Origin of the sequence: Streptomyces sp. NPDC101151 (assembly GCF_044768335.1) — a bacterium.
GTDB lineage: Bacteria > Actinomycetota > Actinomycetes > Streptomycetales > Streptomycetaceae > Streptomyces.
This window is the reverse complement of the sequence record NZ_JBIWPP010000008.1, coordinates 70,999-87,803: the sequence shown is the minus strand read 5'-3', so window position 1 is coordinate 87,803 and position 16,805 is coordinate 70,999. Positions and strand designations below refer to the sequence as shown.

Here is a 16,805-nt window from a genome sequence, read left to right as displayed (position 1 = left end):
TCGAGGGGGGAGTGACACCGTGTCAGGCTTACGTGCCCGGCGCCTGGCCGCCCGCCGTGCCGAGCGCAGGCGCGCCCTGCGGCGCGGGGCGATGGTCGCGGCCGCCTCGGTGGTCACCGTGGTCGGCACCGTGACCGGGATGATCGCCGCGCTCGACGACGGCAGGGGCTCCGACCAGGCCCGGCCCGAGGTGACCCACGTGCCGAGCCGAGTGCCCCTGCCCGCCGTCCCCTCGCCGGCACCCTCGCCGTCCAGGACCGCACGGACTCCCACGGCCGTGCCGACGAAGCGGATCCCCACCGTCTCCCCGACCCGCACCGAGAGGAAGCAGCGGACCACCACCGTGTCCTCCCGCCTCTACCGCCACCCCGACTCCCAGGTGCTGGACTGGGTCCGGGCCAATCCCGGCGACCCGCGCACCGCCCTCATCGAGTCCCGGATCGCCGACCGGCCGGCCGCGGTGTGGTTCGCCGACTACAGCCCGGACACCGTCGCCGCCCGGGTGCGCGCGGTCACCGCGGGCGCGGCGGCCCAGGCCAGGGTCCCGGTCCTCGTGCCCTACGCCGTCCCCGACCGCGACTGCGGCGGCGCCTCCCAGGGCGGGGCGCCGGACCTCCCGGCCTACGACGGCTGGATCGACGCCTTCGCCCGGGGACTGGGCTCCGGCGAGGTGATCGTGATCCTGGAGCCCGACTCGATCGCCCAGTCCGACTGTCTGCGGGGCGCCGACCGCGCCGCCCGCTTCGCCTCGCTGGCCCGCGCGGGCCGGGTTCTGAAGGCGGCGAACCCGCGCGCGAGGGTCTACTACGACGCGGGCCACTCCGGCTGGAACCCGCCCGCCCAGCAGGCCGCCCTCCTGAAACAGGCGGGAGCCGCCGCCTCCGACGGCATCTTCAGCAACGTCTCCAACTTCCGCACCACGGCCGACGAGATCGCCTACGACCGGCAGGTCCTGGACGCTCTGGGCGGACCGGCGAGCCTCGGCGCGGTCATCGACACCAGTCGCAACGGCAACGGCGCCCCGCCCGACGGCCAGTGGTGCGACCCGGCGGGCCGGAAGATCGGCCGGGCGCCGACCCTGGCCACCGGGGAACCGCGGATCGACGCCTACCTGTGGGTGAAACTGCCCGGGGAGTCCGACGGCTGCAAGGGGGCGGCCGGGACGTTCACGCCGTCGTACGCCTATGACTTGGCGCGCGGACCGTCCTCCTCGTCGTAGGTGGACGTGCCCTCGTCCAGCAGTGGCTCCTGGGGCTTGAGGTGGGCGGGCGCGAAGGCGCCCAGGGCGTGATAGCCGGTGATGACGACCAGGGTGCCGAGCGCGATGCCGCTCAGGGTGAAGTTCTTGCTGAACGTCATGGAGACGTTGCCCACGCCGATGATGATGCCCGCGGCCGCCGGGACCAGGTTCAGCGGATTGCGCAGGTCCACCTTGGCGTTGATCCAGATCTGCGCGCCGAGCAGGCCGATCATGCCGTACAGGATGACGGTGATGCCGCCCAGGACACCGCCCGGGATCGCGGCGACGACCGCCCCGAACTTCGGGCAGACGCCGAAGAGCAGCGCGAAGCCGGCGGCGGCCCAGTAGGCGGCCGTCGAGTAGACGCGGGTCGCGGCCATCACGCCGATGTTCTCGGAGTAGGTCGTGTTGGGCGGACCCCCGACGGCGGTGGACAGCACGGAGGCGACGCCGTCGGCCGAGATCGCCGTACCGAGCTGGTTGTCCAGACGGGTCCCGGTCATCTCGCCGACCGCCTTGACGTGTCCGGCGTTCTCCGCGACCAGCGCGATGACGACGGGCAGCGCGACGAGGACCGCCGACCACTGGAAGGACGGACCGTGGAAGGAGGGCAGCCCGATCCAGTCCGCCTTGGAGACGCCGGAGAGGTCGAGGCGCCAGTGGTCGGTGAGTTTGCCGCTCGCGTCCACCGAGTGGATCTTCCCGAAGATCCGGTCGAGGACCCAGGAGATGACGTACCCGAAGACGAGGCCCAGGAAGATCGCGACACGGGACCAGAAACCACGCAGACAGACGACGGCCAGACCGGTGAAGAGCATCACCAGCAGGGCCGTCCACTGGTCCTGCGGCCAGTACGTCGAGGCGGTCACCGGGGCCAGGTTGAAGCCGATCAGCATGACCACCGCGCCGGTGACGATCGGCGGCATGACGGCATGGATGATCCGCGCCCCGAAGTACTGCACCGCGAGACCCACCAGGAACAGCACGGCACCGACCACGAGGACCGCGCCGGTCACGGTGGCACTCGTACCGCCCTGCGCGCGGATGACGGCGGCCACTCCCACGAACGACAGGGAACACCCCAGATAGCTCGGCACCCGGCCGCGGGTGGCGAGCAGGAAGATCACGGTCGCCACGCCCGACATCATGATCGCCAGGTTGGGGTCCAGGCCCATGAGTACGGGGGCCACGAAGGAGGCCCCGAACATCGCCACGACGTGCTGGGCGCCGAGGCCCACCGTGCGTGGCCAGGACAGTCGTTCGTCGGGGCGTACCACCGCTCCGGGCGCGGGCGTGCGCCCGTCACCGTGCAGCTTCCAGCGCACGCCGAGGTCCATGGTGGGATTCGCTTTCTCTGTACATGAAGACGGTCCGCACCATTGTCACGGCTACCTGCCCGCTCTACGCTCGCACGGTCCTACTCATGAACTGCGTTCACATACCTGACTCATGATGATCGGAGCGCCTGATGAGTGGAAGATCCCGTGCGGCCGTGCTGCTGGCCGCGGTGGTGAGCTTCTCGGCCGTGCTCGTCCCCTCCGCCCATGCGGCACCAAGGACCCCGCGGACCGTCGTCCTCGACGGCGCCCGCCTCCAGCAGGCCCGGGCCCGTCTGGACCGTGATCCTCGACTCCGGCGCGCCCTCGGAGACTTGACCGCACGCGCGGACGCCTGGCTGGACCAGGGCCCCTGGACGGTGATCGACAAGCCGAAGCCCGCTCCCGGCGGCGATATCCACGACTACCTCAGCCAGGCCCCCTACTGGTGGCCCACCACGGCCCCCACCGCCGACAACCCCTGGGGCTGCCCGTACGTCCAGCGCGACGGCCGGCGCAATCCGGAGGTCGACAGCGGCACGGACCGGCAGGACGTGGAGAAGGTCTTCGACTCCGCGTACGACCTCTCGCTCGCCTGGTACTACACCGGCAGGCGGAGTTACGCCGAGAAGGCCGGGCAGATCCTGCGCGCCTGGTTCCTCGACCCGGCCACCCGGATGAACCCCGACCTGGACCACGCCCAGTTCATCCCCTGCAAGTACGACGGCCGGGCCATCGGCATCATCGACTTCTCGCAGTCGTACACGAGCGTGCTCGACGCCCAGGCGATCCTCGCCGGCGGGGCCCCGGGCTGGAGTTCCGAGGACCGCACCGCGATGGGCAAGTGGAACACCGACTTCCTCGGCTGGCTCAAGAACAGCGACTTCGGCAAGCAGGAGGGCGCGGCCGCCAACAACCACGGCACCTTCTACGACATGCAGCTCGCCGCCCTCGCCTGCGCCACCGGCGACACGGCCCTGGCCAGGCGGACCGTGCTCGACGCCGGGGGCAGGCGGATCGACCCGCAGATCGCCGCCGACGGCAGCCAGCCGCAGGAACTCGCCCGTACCCGCAGCTGGCACTACTCGACCTTCGACCTCGTCGCCTACACCCGGCTCGCGGCCATCGGCAGGCACGTGGGCGTGAATCTGTGGGCCCACCGGGGGCCGGACGGGCAGAGCCTGTTCACGGCGGTGGACTATCTGCTGCCGGCCGCGACCGGTGCCGCCGCCTGGCCGCATCCCGAGCTGGAGTTCTACCGGTACGCGGCGAGTGACGTCGTGCACGCCGCGGCGGACGCCGGCGACGCGGCGGCCAAGGCGGCCGTGCCCGAGCTGCAGGCACCCCCCGGCGGCGACCTGTGGGCGCTGCGGCCCGCCGCCGAGCAGCTGGACTCGATAGCGGGCTGATCGGCCCCGGCCAGGGGCCTTCCCGGCCGAGGCTCCTGAGCGGTCGCTTAGTATGTGGTTGTTCCCGCCGCCGCGTACCCCACCGTTCAGGAGCCCGTCCCGTGACCGCCGAAGCCCCGATCGCCCCCGCCGTCGCCCACGGCCGGCTGATCCCCGTCACCGTCCACTTCGACGACCTGGACGCGCTCGGGCTGCTGCACAACGCCCGCTATCCGCTGATGGTGGAGCGCGCCTGGACCGAGCTGTGGAACGAGCACGGTGTCCGCTTCGACGGCGACTGGGAAGCCGCCGGCGACGCCTGCAACGCGGTCCGCGAACTGCGCATCGGCTACGAGGCGCCGGTGACCCGCCCCGGCGTCTACGCCGTTCACCTCTGGCTGGAGCGGCTCGGTACCACCGGCCTGACCTACGGCTTCCGGTTCTGCTCGGCCGACGGGACGCAGACCTACGCACAGGGCAGCCGGGTGCTGGTCCGGCTGGACGCGACGACCATGCGCCCCGCGCCGTGGAGCGACGCCTTCAGGGCCGCGGGTCGGGAACTGCTGCGGCCCGCGGACTGACCTGGGTCCGGCCGCCGCGCTCGGCGGTGCGCAGAACCCCGGCGAACACGGCGAGCCCGCACGCCAGCACGGTCACCACGCAGAACGAGACCACCAGGCTGGTCACCTGGGCCACTCCGCCGATCAGGCTGGGTGCGATCAGCCCCGAGGTGTAGGTGATGGTCGCCACGCCCGCTATCGCCTGACTGGGGTTCGGGCCGGCGTGCCCGGCCGCCGCGAAGCACAGCGGTACGACCACGGCGATCCCCAGCCCCATCAGCGCGAACCCGGCCATCGCCACCGCCGGATGCCCCGCGACGACGACCAGCAGGCCGCCCAGCCCGGCCAGGACACCGCCGGCCCGTACGGTACGGACCGCGCCGAAGCGGTTCACCACCGCGTCCCCGGCGATCCGGGCCACCGCCATCGTGAGCATGAACCCGGTCGTCGAAGCCGCGGCCACACCGGCCGAGCTGTCCAGCCGGTCCCGCAGGAACACCGCCGACCAGTCAAGGCTCGCCCCCTCCGCGAACACCGCGCAGAAGCCGACCGCGCCGATGAGCAGCGCCGAACGGGGTGGCAGCGCGAACCGCGGCGGCGGCTCCTCGCCCTCGGCGGGCTGCACATCCAGCACCCAGTTGCAGGCCAGCAGGCCGAGCAGGGTGAGAACGGCGGCGGCGAGCGCGAAATGCAGGCGGGCGTCCGAGCCCAGGTGGGCGGCGAGGGTGCCCGCGGCCGAGCCGATGAGGGCGCCCGCGCTCCACATGCCGTGCAGACCGGACATGATCGACTTCCCGAGCAGTCGCTCCACCTCGACACCCAGCGCGTTCATCGCCACGTCGGCCATGCCCGCGCTCGCGCCGTAGACGAACATCGCCAGGCACAGCGTGTACAGATTCGTCGCGAGCGACGGCAGGACCAGCGACAGCGTCCACAGTGCGATCAGCCCGCGCAGGGCCGTACGGCTGCCGAAGCGGTGGCTGATCCGGCCCGCCAGCGGCATCGCGCACGAGGCGCCGAACGCCGTGAACGCCAGCGCGAACCCGAGCCATCCCGCGCCCAGCGAGGAGTGCTCCTGGATCCATGGCACGCGGGTCGCGAAGGAGCCGGTCACGGCGCCGTGCACGGCGAACACGGCCGCCACGGCGTACCGGGCGCGCCTGACCTCGTCGCGCGTGCAGCCCACGTCACCCATGTTTCCAACCTCTCCCCGGGCGTGCCCTGTCGCCGCGTCCTCGCCTGACCGCCGTAAACTATCAGGGACCCTGCCTGATAGATAGGGAGTATTGCGGCCGCCCGAGTCTGGGAGGATTCCCGTCATGCCCGCATCACCGAGCACCGCCCGGGCCATCAACGACCGGCTCGCCCTGCGCCTCCTGCAGCAGGAAGGCCCGCTGACGGCAGGGCAGTTGAAGCAGCTGACCGGACTGTCCCGGCCGACGGTCGCGGACCTCGTCGAACGGCTCACCGCCTCCGGTCTGATCACGGTCGTCGGGGAGTCCGGCGAGCAGCGCCGGGGCCCGAACGCCCGTCTGTACGGCATCGTCGCCGACCGTGCGCATCTGGCCGCGCTGGACGTACGTACCGAGGGTGTCTTCGTGCTGGTGTCCGACCTCCTCGGGCGGGTGCTGGCCGAGGCGTCGGTGCCGATCGGCGGGGACACCGGGACCGGGCCCGCCGTGGAGCAGGCGGTGGCGGCGGTGGAGCGGACCGCCAAGGAAGCGGGCGCGGACCGGCTGCACACCGTCGGCATCGGTGCGCCCGGTCTCGTCGACCCCGCCACCGGCGACCTCCGTGACTCCGGTGGCCTGCCCGCCTGGCACCGGCGCCTGGCCGCCGCCCTGCAGGAGCGGCTGCCCGAGGCCCGGGTCACCGTGGAGAACGAGACCAACCTGGCCGCCCTGGCCGAGCAGCGCGAGGGCGCCGCCCGCGACCGGGACACCTACGTCCTGCTCTGGCTGGGCCACGGAGTCGGCGCCGCGGTCGTCCTGGACGGCACGCTGCGCCGCGGCGCCTCCGGCGGCACGGGCGAGATCGGCTTCCTGCCGGTCCCGGGCACGGCCTCCCTCCCCTCGGCGACGGACTGCGACGGCGGCTTCCACACACTGGCCGGGGCGGCCGCGATCGGTGCGCTGGCCCGGGAGTCCGGCCTGCCGGCGGCCGGGCCGATGGACGGGCCGGGCGTGGCGACGGTGGTGGGCGAGGCGGTGACGTCGGTGACGGGCGCCCCGGGACCCGCCACACCCGCCGGCCCCGCCGACCGCTTCCTCGACGCCCTCGCCGACCGGATCGCCATCGGGGCCGCCTCCGTCGTCTCCATCCTCGACCCCGGCTGCGTGGTCCTCGGCGGGGAGGTCGGGCAGGCCGGGGGAGCGGTGCTCGCCGCGCGCGTGGCGGAGCGGCTGCGCCGTATGTCACCGCTGGTCACCGAGGTACGGGCCAGCAGCCTCGGCGGCGCCGCGGTCCTGCGCGGGGCATTGCTGACGGCCCGGGACCGGGCGCAGGACGAGCTGTTCGCACCGGCTGAGCGTTGACCGCCCCTGCCGGCCGGCCGTCATCGGCCGAACCGCCGCGCCAGGTACTCCTCGAAGGTCACCTTGCCCGCCGCCTGGTCCGGCGCCAGATGCCCGCCGGCACGGAACGCGCCGTAGGTCCGGCCGAACAGAGGCAGGTTCGCCACCGGCCTGCGCCTGCCGGTCGCCCGCAGATAGGCGCGGGCCAGCGAGTCGAGCGTACGGACTTCGGGGCCGCCCATGTCCGGCACCCGCCCGGCCGGCGCCGCGAGCGTCAACCCGGCCAGGCGGTCGGCCACTTCGGAAACCTCCACCGGCTCGTCCGACACCCCGCCGGGGACCAGCATCACGGGCGGCCTGGCCAACCCCTGGAACAGCGTGGCGAGCAGATCGTGGAACTGGGTCGCCCGCAGCAGGGTCCAGCCGAGCCCCGACTCCTCGACCCGCCGCTCCACCGCAAGCTTGGACTTGTAATAGCCGAACGGCACGCGGTCGACGCCGACGATGGAGATGTACACCAGATGGGCCACCCCGGCCCGCCGTGCCGCCGCGGTCAGACGGTCCGCCGCCTGCTCGTCCCCGCCCCGCGGACTGCTCGCGCAGTGCACGACGCTCTCCACACCCGCCAGGGCCTCGTCCAGGCCGGCACCGCCCTCGCGCAGGTCGACGGCGTACGGCCGGGTGTGCCGGCTGAGCACCCGCACCGCGTGCCCGTCCGCCCGCAGCCGCTCGGTGACGAGCCGTCCGAGCGTGCCGGTTCCGCCGGTCACCAGGATCGTGGTCATGCTGTTCCCGTCCTTCCGGACTCCGGGGCGCCCCAGGCCGGAGCACCCTTTGCCGGCTGAGACCGAGCAGACCCGTGAAATGTGACAGGCCCCCGCTACGGGCGGGTCAGCTGCCGTCGCACGTACGCCAGCTTGTCCGGGTTCATGACGGCCCGTACCTGCGCGATCCGCCCGTCTTGCGGTTCGAGCTCGATGACGCCGAGCAGCATGCCGTCCGCCCACGCGGCCAGCCCGCTCGCGCCGTTGAGCTCCACCACCGTGAGGTCGATTCCCGCCGCGAACCGCCGGGCGGCACCCGCCAGGAAGCGCACGACCTTGTCCCGGCCCTCGATCGGCCGGCGGGCCGCCGAGACCTTGCCGCCGCCGTCGCTCCACCAGGTCACGTCCGCCGCGAGCAGCTTCTCCAGGCCGGCGAGGTCCCCCTCCCGGGCAGCCGTGATGAACGACGCGACCAGTTCCTCCCGGCGCTCGGGAGCGGGCTCGAAGCGGCCTTCCGGCTCGGCCACGCGTTGCACCGCCCGCCGGTACAGCTGACGGCAGTTGGCCTCGCTCAGCTCCAGGACGTCCGCGATCTCCCGATGGGAGTAGCCGAAGGCCTCGCGCAGCACGTACACCGCACGCTCGGTCGGCGTCAGGCGCTCCAGGAGCACCAGCACCGCCAGCGAGACCTGCTCCCGCCGCTCCGCCGACTCCAGCGGCCCGAGCGTGCCGTCGGAGGTGACCACCGGCTCCGGCAGCCAGGGCCCGACGTACTTCTCGCGGCGTGCCCGGGCCGAGGTCAGCCGGTTCAGACAGAGGTTGGTGACCGCCTTGGCGAGCCATGCCCCGAGATGCTCGATCCCCGCGCGGTCGGCGCCGCTGAAGCGCAGGTACGCGTCCTGCACCGCATCCTCCGCCTCCTGCGCGGACCCGAGCAGGCGGTAGGCCAGGCCGAACAGCCGGGAACGGTGGGACTCGAACTCGTCGGCGAGGGTCGGCAGCGTCATGGGATCACCCTGCCAGAGGCCTGGCGACCCGGCGGCGGGCAAGGGCCGTCGTCACCGCCACCGGGCCCGCCCGCACCCTAAAAGGACTAGACCAGTACGGTCAATGGGTCCGGGCCAAGGTCAACCACCGCTCTCGTTGCGGCAGTTGACCAGGGCGACTCCATCGCGCAAGTCCAGTGACACGCGCTGTGAGGGAGCCCACATCCTTCACCTGTCTGGAGGACCACCCGGCGTGGCACACTGGCCGTGTACCAGAAGCAGCGCACTCCGGGGTCGGTGAAAGTCCGAACCGGCGGTTACAGTCCGCGACCCGGTCGCTTCCAGCGGCCGGTTGACCAGGTGAAATTCCTGGACCGACGGTTAAAGTCCGGATGGGAGGCAGTGCGCGGCGGGCGGGCATGTATCTGTGCGCGCCGCCGTATCTGGGCTTGTCCGTATTCGGACGAGTCCTTTTCGGCGTCGTCCCTGGCGTGCTCACTCGTCCATTCTGTCGTCATCGACAGGCCCCGGAGTCCGTGCCCCCATGAGGCAGGAGGACCCGGGAAGTGTTCACCGGAATCGTCGAAGAGCTGGGTGAAGTCACGGCCGTCGAGAACCTCGGCGACGCCTCCCGCTTCCGGCTCCGTGGCCCCGTAGTGACCGAGGGCGCGCAGCACGGCGACTCCATCGCCGTGAACGGAGTCTGTCTCACCGTCGTCGAACACGAGGGCGACGAGTTCACCGCCGACGTCATGGCCGAGACCCTCAAGCGCTCCAGCCTGGGCGTGCTCACCGTAGGCTCCCGCGTCAACCTCGAACGCCCCACCGCCGTCGGCGCGCGCCTCGGCGGGCACATCGTGCAGGGCCACGTCGACGGCACCGGACAGGTGCTGGCACGCACGCCCTCCGAGAACTGGGAGATCGTGAAGATCTCGCTGCCCGCCGACCTGGCCCGCTACGTCGTGGAGAAGGGTTCCATCACCGTCGACGGCATCAGCCTCACCGTCGTCGAAGCGGGCGCGGACCACTTCACCGTCAGCCTCATCCCGACCACCCTCGACCTCACCACGCTCGGCCACAAGCAGCCCGGCGACCCGGTCAACCTCGAGGTCGACGTCATCGCCAAGTACGTGGAGCGGCTGCTCACGGCCGGTCAGGGGGCCGGTCGGTGAACTGGCTCAACTCCCAGGCCTTCACCCTGTTCGGCCAGCACATCATCTGGTCCGACATGGCCGGCAACATCCTGGGGCTCATCACGCTCGCCCTGGGCTGGCGTCGTTCCCTGTGGACCTGGCCGGTCCAGTTCCTCTCCGGCCTCGTCCTCTTCGCGGCCTTCTACGGCCACCTGGCCGGCAGCGCCGGCAAGCAGGCCGTCGTGATGGCCGTCGCGCTGTACGGCTGGTGGCAGTGGCAGCGCACCAAGGGCCGGTCCGAGGACGGGCACATCACCCCCCGGTTCGCCACCTGGCCCGAGCGCGGGGCGATGATCGCCGCTGCCGCCGCCGGCACGGTCGCGGTGGCCCTCCTCTTCAAGGCCTACCCGACCCTCTCCTGGGACCCGTGGCCGGACGCCTACATCTTCGTCGGCACCATCGTCGCCATGTACGCCCAGGCCAAGGGCATGGTCGAGTTCTGGTTCGCCTGGCTGCTCGTCGACCTCGTCGGCGTGCCCCTCAACTTCGCCAACGGCTACGCGTTCTCCGGTTTCGTCTACGTCATCTACGGCGCACTCGTCCTGTGGGGCATGCGCGACTGGTGGCTGCGCTCCCGCAGGAGCCCGCAGCCCGTCCTGGAAGGAGCGCCGGCATGACCTCGGCACCGCTGCTGTACGACACGGACCACATCGAGGACTTCGGGCTCGACCCGGTCGAGCAGGCCATCGCCGACATCGCGGCCGGCCGCCCGGTCGTGGTCGTCGACGACGAGGACCGGGAGAACGAGGGCGACCTCGTCATCGCCGCCGAGAAGGCGACCCCCGAGATCGTCGCCTTCATGATGAGCGAGTGCCGCGGGCTCATCTGCGCGCCCATGGAGGGCGAGGAACTCGACCGGCTGCACCTGCCGCAGATGGTCGAGGACAACACCGAGTCGATGAAGACCGCGTTCACCGTCTCCGTGGACGCCTCCGCCGCTCACGGGGTGAGCACCGGCATCTCGGCCGCCGACCGTGCCACCACGCTCCAGCTGCTGGCCGGCGGCACCGCCGAGCCCACCGACTTCGTCCGGCCCGGCCACATCTTCCCGCTGCGCGCCAGGCCCGGCGGCGTCCTGGTCCGCAACGGCCACACGGAGGCGGCCGTCGACCTCGCCCGGCTCGCGGGACTGCGCCCGGCCGGTGCCATCGTGGAGATCGCCGGCGAGGACGGCCGCATGCTGCGACTGCCCGAACTGATCCCGTTCGCCCGCAAGCACGGCCTGACGATCATCTCCATCGAGGACCTGATCGCCTACCGCCGCAACAGCGAGCCCACCGTCCGCCGTGAGGCCGAGACCCGCCTGCCCACCACGCACGGCACCTTCACCGCCTACGGCTACCGGTCGACCTTCGACGGCGTCGAGCACGTCGCCCTCGTCCACGGTGAGATCGGCGACGGCGAGGACGTCCTGGTCCGCGTCCACTCCGAATGCCTCACCGGCGACGTCTTCGGCTCCCTGCGCTGCGACTGCGGCCCCCAGCTGGACACCGCCCTGGACCGCATTCAGGAGGAGGGCCGCGGAGTCGTCGTCTATCTGCGCGGACACGAGGGACGCGGCATCGGCCTGCTGTCCAAGCTGCGGGCCTACCAACTCCAGGAGCAGGGCCGCGACACGCTCGACGCGAACCTGGAACTCGGCCTGCCCGCCGATGCCCGCGACTACGGTGCCGGTGCGCAGATCCTCGCCGACCTCGGCGTGCGCAGCGTCCGCCTGATGACCAACAATCCCGACAAGACCGAAGCGCTGCTGCGCCACGGCCTGAAGGTCACCGGCCGCGAGCCGATGCCGATCCAGGCGGGCGAGCACAACCTCCGGTACCTGCGCACCAAGCGGGACCGGATGGGGCACGACCTGCCCTGGCTGGACACGCCGGCCGTGGCAGACCCGGTGGCCGCGTCCGCGGCCACCTGTGCCAACCAGTGAGCGAAAGCACTTAGGAGAGACGTGAGCGGCAAGGGTGCACCGGAGCTGTCCGTACGCAACGTGAGCGACCTCAGGGTCGCCGTCATCGCGGCGCAGTGGCACGAGAAGGTGATGGACGGTCTGGTGAACGGCGCCCTGCGCGCCCTGCACGAGCTGGGGATCGACGAGCCGACCCTGCTCCGGGTCCCCGGCAGCTTCGAGCTGCCGGTCGCAGCCAAGGTCCTCGCGGGCCGCGGCTACGACGCGGTGGTCGCCCTCGGTGTCGTCATCCGCGGCGGAACCCCGCACTTCGACTACGTGTGCCAGGGCGTCACCCAGGGCCTCACCCAGGTCTCCATCGAGACCGGAGTGCCCGTCGGCTTCGGCGTGCTCACCTGCGACACCGAGGAACAGGCCCTGGACCGGGCCGGTATCGAGGGCTCCAACGAGGACAAGGGACACGAGGCGGTGACGGCCGCGGTGGCGACCGCTGCCACGCTGCGCTCAGTATCTGAACCCTGGCACTAGGGAGTCCCGCGAACCGCGTAGGGTGGGGCTCACCATGTCCAAGAAGACGTTCGAGGAGCTCTTCGCCGAGCTCCAGCACAAGGCCGCCAACGGCGATCCCGCCACCTCCCGCACCGCCGAGCTGGTCGGCAAGGGCGTCCATGCCATCGGCAAGAAGGTCGTCGAGGAGGCCGCCGAGGTCTGGATGGCCGCCGAGTACGAGGGCAAGGAAGCGGCCGCCGAGGAGATCTCGCAGCTGCTTTACCACGTCCAGGTGATGATGGTCGCCCGCGGGATCTCCCTCGACGACGTCTACGCCCACCTGTAAGCCGCCCGTCGCCAGAGTCGTAAGAACACTCCCCTTCACGCAAAGGAAGCCGACCTCATGCTGCGCATCGCCGTCCCCAACAAGGGTTCACTGTCCGGCCCTGCGGCGGAGATGCTGCATGAGGCCGGCTACCAGCAGCGCCGGGAGTCCAAAGAGCTGCGGATCGTGGACCCGGAGAACGAGGTCGAGTTCTTCTACCTCCGCCCGCGCGACATCGCGATCTACGTCTCCTCCGGCCGTCTCGACATCGGCATCACCGGCCGCGACCTGCTGGTCGACTCCGCCGCCGACGCCGAGGAGATCCTGCCGCTCGGCTTTGCCCGCTCCACGTTCCGCTTCGCCTCCAAGCCGGGCACCGCGAACGGCATCGAGGACCTGAAGGGCAAGACGGTCGCCACCTCCTACGAGGGGATCGTCGCCAAGCACCTCGCGGACAGCGGCGTCGACGCCTCCGTCGTCCACCTCGACGGCGCCGTCGAGACCGCGATCGAGCTGGGCGTCGCCGAGGTCATCGCCGACGTGGTCGAGACCGGCACCTCGCTGCGCAACGCGGGCCTGGAGGTCTTCGGCGAGCCGATCATGAAGTCGGAGGCCGTCGTCATCCGGCGCGTGGGCGCCGACCAGGACGAACCCAAGGTCCAGCAGTTCCTGCGCCGCCTCCAGGGCGTCCTGGTCGCCCGGACCTACGTGATGATGGACTACGACTGCCGCGTCGAGCAGCTCGAGAAGGCCGTCGCCCTGACTCCGGGCCTGGAGTCGCCGACCGTCTCGCCGCTGCACAACGAGGGCTGGGTCGCCGTCCGCGCCATGGTCCCCGCCAAGGAGGCGCAGCGGATCATGGACGACCTCTACGAGATCGGCGCCCGGGCCATCCTGACCACGGCCATCCACGCCTGCCGTCTCTGAGGGCCGCACGATCATGTCCGACCTGCCGACCCTGCCTGTCACCTTCCGACCGGGCCGCACCCGTGCGATTCTGCTCACTGCCGGCGTCGTGATCTTCCTGGTGATCTCCGGGATCGCGATGCTGCTGGAGCACCTCGGCCCGGGGGAGCGGCTCAGCTTCGTCATCACCGGGGCGCTCATATTCTGGGTGCTGGCCCAGCTCGCCCGGGTGAAGGTCGTCGCCGACGAGTCCGGCGTCACCGTCGTCAACATCGCCGGCAAACGGCGCCTGGCCTGGGCGGAGATCCTCCAGGTGAACCTCCGGCCGGGCGACCCCTGGGTGTTCCTCGACCTCAGCGACGGCACCAGCCTGCCCGCGCTCGGCATCCAGCCGGGCATCGCCAAGCAGCACGCCATAGCCGATGCGCAGACCCTCCGGGCGCTCGCCGAGGCCCGCTCGGCGGCCCGCGAGGCTGAAGATCAGGGCTGACTCGGGGGCGTCCACCCTGCCCCAGCCGCCCTTGTCTTGATTAATCTGGTGGCGGAGGCTCTGTCCCACCGCGCCTCCACCCCTGCGCATCGCCCGGTGCACAGGGGTTCCTGCTACCCGAGGAGTGACCCTCTCCGGCGATGGACGGATCGTCCTGTAGTACCTGCGCCGCCCCCTCCCGACATAGCGCGGACCCCCTCCGCGTCCTTGCGGAGGCGGCGGCATCATGAGCATTCCCCTGCTGCTCCTCGGAGCCGCGTTCCTGCTGATCCTCGCCAACGGATTCTTCGTGGCGGCCGAGTTCGGCCTGGTGACGGTCGAGCGCCCGGATGCCGAGAAGGCCGCCGCCGAGGGCGACAAGCGCGCCGGTACGGTGGTGGAGTCGCTGAAGGAGCTGTCCTTCCAGCTCTCCGGCACCCAGCTCGGCATCACCATCACCTCCCTCGTCGTCGGCATGCTCGCCGAACCGGCCCTCGCCGAACTGCTGAGCGGCCCGTTCACGGCGATCGGCATCCCCGACGGCGCCGTCTCCGGGGTCGCCGTGGTCGTCGGCATGCTGGTGGCCTCCGCGATCCAGATGGTGATCGGCGAACTCGTGCCCAAGAACTGGGCGGTGTCCAGGCCGCTGCAGGTCGCGCGCTTCGTCGCGGGTCCCCAGCACCATTTCTCCCGCCTGTTCCGGCCGGTGATCGCCGTGCTCAACACGGTCGCCAACCGGCTGGTGCGTGCGCTCGGCGTCGAGCCCGCCGAGGAGCTGGCCTCCGCCCGCACCCCGGGTGAGCTCGTCTCCCTGGCCCGGCACTCGGCCCGGGCCGGCGCCCTGGAGCAGGACACGGCCGACCTGTTCGTGCGCACCCTGTCGCTGGGCGACCTGACCGCGCAGCACGTCATGACCCCGCGTGTGAAGGTCAGCGCACTCCAGGACACGGCCACCGCCGAGGACGTCGTGAACCTCACCCGCGCCACGGGGCTGTCCCGCTTCCCCGTCTACCGCGAGAAGATCGACGAGATCGTGGGCATGGCCCACCTCAAGGACGCGCTGGCGATCCCCGTGCACGACCGGCTGCGCACATCGGTCGGCCATATCGCCCGCAAGGCGCTGCTCGTCCCCGAGACACTGCCGGTCCAGCCACTTCTCGCCCGGCTGCGCAGTGAGCAGCCCATCGCGGTCGTCGTGGACGAGTACGGCGGCACGGCGGGCGTGGTCACGCTGGAGGACATCGTCGAGGAACTCGTCGGCGAGGTCCGTGACGAGCATGACGCCAAGGACATGCCCGAGCTGGCCCCCGCCCCGCCGGAGGACGGCAGGCCCGCCTGGGACGCAGACGGCAGCTGCCGGGTCGACATCCTGCAGCGCATAGGCCTCGACGTGCCCGAGGGGCCGTACGAGACCGTCGCCGGCCTGGTCGCCGACCTGCTCGGCCGTATCCCGGCCCCTGGCGACCGGGCCGAACTGCCCGGCTGGCGGCTGTCCGTCCGCCAGGTCGGCCACTACCGCGCCGAACGAGTCCGCCTGGTCAGGACGGTCCCGGCGGGGAACGTCATGGAGGCCGTTCGATGAGCGCGCTCCAACTGGTCTTCGCCGCGCTGCTCGTGCTCGCCAACGGCTTCTTCGTCGGCGCCGAGTTCGCGCTCGTCTCCGTGCGCCGCAGCCAGATCGAACCGCTCGGCACGGCCCGGGCCCGGCAGGTGCTGTACGGCCTGGAGCGGTTGCCGCAGATGATGGCGGCCGCGCAGTTCGGCATCACCGTCTGCTCCCTGACGCTCGGCGCGGTCGCCGAACCGACGGTGGCGCATCTGCTGGAGCCGCTGTTCGAGGCGGTCCGCCTCCCCCAGGGCATGGTCCACCCGCTGGGCTATGTGATCGCGCTCGCCGCCGTGGTCTTCTTCCACCTGGTGATCGGCGAGATGGTGCCGAAGAACCTCGCGATGGCCGCGCCGGAGAAGGCCGCGCTGTGGCTGAGCCCCGGCCTGGTCGCCTTCGCCCGCGTGTGCAGGCCGATCACGGTGGCCCTCGGTGCCTGTGCCCGGGGCATCCTGCGGATCTTCCGCGTCGAGCCCAAGGACGAGGTCGAGGCGGTCGTCACCAGCGAGCAGCTGAACCGTCTGCTGGAGGACTCCGGCCAGGCGGGCCTCCTCGACCCCGAGGAGCAGGAGCGCCTGGAGGACGCCCTGGAACTGGGCTCCCGCCCGGTGACGGATGTCCTGCTGCAGCGCGAGTCCCTGGTGACGGTGACTCCGTCGGTCACACCGGGGGAGATCGTCGACCTGACCGCCCGCACTGGCTACTCCCGCTTCCCGGTGGCGGCCGGGACGGGCGCCTTCATGGGGTACGTGCACGTCAAGGACGTCCTGGACCTGGAGCACTCCGACCGCGCCGTTCCCCAGCACGTCTGGCGCCCGATGACCACCCTGCGCGCGGAACTCCCCCTGGACGACGCCCTGACGGTCATGCGCCGGGCGGCCACCCACCTGGCCCAGGTGGCGGACGCCTCCGGCCGGGTACTGGGGCTGGTCGCCCTGGAGGACGTACTCGAACTCCTGGTCGGCGAGGTCCGGGATCCGGCGCACCGGGAGAGCCCCGAGCCGCATGTGCTGCAACCCCGGACGACGGGTGAGCCGGAAGAAGCGATGGCCTAGCCACGGGATGCGGGGAGCTGCGGGCCGGTGGGTGCCGGTCACGCAGTTCCCCGCGCTCCGGGGGAGCCGCAGCGCCCGTCAGTCGCCCG

General features: G+C 71.7%; 17 protein-coding genes and 1 riboswitch. Of the genes, 13 read left to right on the top strand and 4 right to left on the bottom strand.

The window, feature by feature from the left end:
- Positions 1 to 91: 91 nt before the first annotated feature.
- Complete coding sequence (locus tag ACIRU3_RS17425; RefSeq protein WP_404057412.1) at positions 92 to 1,219, top strand: glycoside hydrolase family 6 protein; 1,128 nt, start codon at positions 92 to 94, stop codon at positions 1,217 to 1,219.
- On the opposite strand, the gene ACIRU3_RS17420 is transcribed toward ACIRU3_RS17425, so the two are convergent.
- Positions 1,183 to 2,577, bottom strand: a complete 1,395-nt coding sequence (locus ACIRU3_RS17420; protein ID WP_404057073.1) for a uracil-xanthine permease family protein — start codon at positions 2,575 to 2,577, stop codon at positions 1,183 to 1,185. The genes ACIRU3_RS17425 and ACIRU3_RS17420 overlap by 37 nt on opposite strands.
- 131 nt (positions 2,578 to 2,708) lie before the next feature.
- On the opposite strand from ACIRU3_RS17420, the gene ACIRU3_RS17415 reads away from it, so the two are divergent.
- A complete protein-coding gene (locus ACIRU3_RS17415; protein ID WP_404057071.1) occupies positions 2,709 to 3,965 on the top strand; it encodes an alginate lyase family protein in 1,257 nt (418 codons plus the stop codon).
- Between the two features lie 101 nt (positions 3,966 to 4,066).
- Positions 4,067 to 4,525 carry an acyl-CoA thioesterase gene (locus tag ACIRU3_RS17410; protein WP_404057069.1) on the top strand — a complete coding sequence of 153 codons (459 nt, stop codon included), beginning with the start codon at positions 4,067 to 4,069 and terminating at the stop codon, positions 4,523 to 4,525.
- Here the strand turns inward: ACIRU3_RS17410 and ACIRU3_RS17405 are convergent.
- Positions 4,485 to 5,699 (bottom strand): MFS transporter, encoded by a 1,215-nt coding sequence (locus ACIRU3_RS17405; protein ID WP_404057067.1) that lies wholly within the window; start codon positions 5,697 to 5,699, stop codon positions 4,485 to 4,487. The two genes, ACIRU3_RS17410 and ACIRU3_RS17405, sit on opposite strands and share 41 nt — an antisense overlap.
- Before the next feature lie 124 nt (positions 5,700 to 5,823).
- Here ACIRU3_RS17405 and ACIRU3_RS17400 point away from each other — a divergent pair, with 124 nt between their 5' ends.
- Positions 5,824 to 7,038: an ROK family transcriptional regulator gene (locus tag ACIRU3_RS17400; RefSeq protein ID WP_404057065.1), complete on the top strand. Its 1,215-nt coding sequence runs from the start codon at positions 5,824 to 5,826 to the stop codon at positions 7,036 to 7,038.
- A 20-nt stretch (positions 7,039 to 7,058) separates the two neighbouring features.
- Here the strand turns inward: ACIRU3_RS17400 and ACIRU3_RS17395 are convergent, their stop codons facing one another.
- Entirely contained in the window at positions 7,059 to 7,802 is a 744-nt protein-coding gene (locus tag ACIRU3_RS17395; protein ID WP_404057064.1) for an SDR family oxidoreductase, read from the bottom strand.
- Positions 7,803 to 7,897: 95 nt separating this feature from the next.
- Complete coding sequence (locus tag ACIRU3_RS17390) at positions 7,898 to 8,788, bottom strand: RNA polymerase sigma-70 factor (protein WP_404057062.1); 891 nt, start codon at positions 8,786 to 8,788, stop codon at positions 7,898 to 7,900.
- A 258-nt stretch (positions 8,789 to 9,046) separates the two neighbouring features.
- Positions 9,047 to 9,177, top strand: a riboswitch (FMN riboswitch).
- A gap of 156 nt (positions 9,178 to 9,333) precedes the next feature.
- Between ACIRU3_RS17390 and ACIRU3_RS17385 the strand changes: the two genes are divergently transcribed.
- The 9 genes from ACIRU3_RS17385 to ACIRU3_RS17345 all read left to right on the top strand — a co-directional run bounded on the left by ACIRU3_RS17385 (position 9,334) and on the right by ACIRU3_RS17345 (position 16,716).
- A complete protein-coding gene (locus ACIRU3_RS17385) occupies positions 9,334 to 9,939 on the top strand; it encodes a riboflavin synthase (protein WP_404057060.1) in 606 nt (201 codons plus the stop codon).
- Positions 9,936 to 10,577, top strand: coding sequence for a nicotinamide riboside transporter PnuC (locus tag ACIRU3_RS17380; RefSeq protein ID WP_404057058.1), 642 nt, complete (start codon positions 9,936 to 9,938; stop codon positions 10,575 to 10,577). Before ACIRU3_RS17385 ends, ACIRU3_RS17380 begins: the two co-directional genes overlap by 4 nt.
- On the top strand, positions 10,574 to 11,887 hold the full coding sequence (locus tag ACIRU3_RS17375; RefSeq protein ID WP_404057056.1) for a bifunctional 3,4-dihydroxy-2-butanone-4-phosphate synthase/GTP cyclohydrolase II: 1,314 nt from the start codon (positions 10,574 to 10,576) through the stop codon (positions 11,885 to 11,887). Before ACIRU3_RS17380 ends, ACIRU3_RS17375 begins: the two co-directional genes overlap by 4 nt.
- Before the next feature lie 21 nt (positions 11,888 to 11,908).
- Positions 11,909 to 12,394 (top strand): 6,7-dimethyl-8-ribityllumazine synthase, encoded by a 486-nt coding sequence (gene ribH, locus ACIRU3_RS17370; RefSeq protein WP_404057054.1) that lies wholly within the window; start codon positions 11,909 to 11,911, stop codon positions 12,392 to 12,394.
- Positions 12,395 to 12,428: 34 nt separating this feature from the next.
- The gene (locus ACIRU3_RS17365) at positions 12,429 to 12,701 is read left to right on the top strand and encodes a phosphoribosyl-ATP diphosphatase (RefSeq protein ID WP_067283860.1); all 273 of its coding nucleotides are present in this window, start codon (positions 12,429 to 12,431) and stop codon (positions 12,699 to 12,701) included.
- Positions 12,702 to 12,758: 57 nt separating this feature from the next.
- A complete protein-coding gene (gene hisG / locus ACIRU3_RS17360) occupies positions 12,759 to 13,607 on the top strand; it encodes an ATP phosphoribosyltransferase (RefSeq protein WP_404057052.1) in 849 nt (282 codons plus the stop codon).
- A 13-nt stretch (positions 13,608 to 13,620) separates the two neighbouring features.
- Positions 13,621 to 14,076, top strand: coding sequence for a PH domain-containing protein (locus tag ACIRU3_RS17355; protein WP_404057050.1), 456 nt, complete (start codon positions 13,621 to 13,623; stop codon positions 14,074 to 14,076).
- A 226-nt stretch (positions 14,077 to 14,302) separates the two neighbouring features.
- A complete protein-coding gene (locus ACIRU3_RS17350; protein ID WP_404057048.1) occupies positions 14,303 to 15,637 on the top strand; it encodes a hemolysin family protein in 1,335 nt (444 codons plus the stop codon).
- Positions 15,634 to 16,716, top strand: coding sequence for a hemolysin family protein (locus tag ACIRU3_RS17345; RefSeq protein ID WP_404057046.1), 1,083 nt, complete (start codon positions 15,634 to 15,636; stop codon positions 16,714 to 16,716). Before ACIRU3_RS17350 ends, ACIRU3_RS17345 begins: the two co-directional genes overlap by 4 nt.
- Positions 16,717 to 16,805 lie beyond the last annotated feature (89 nt).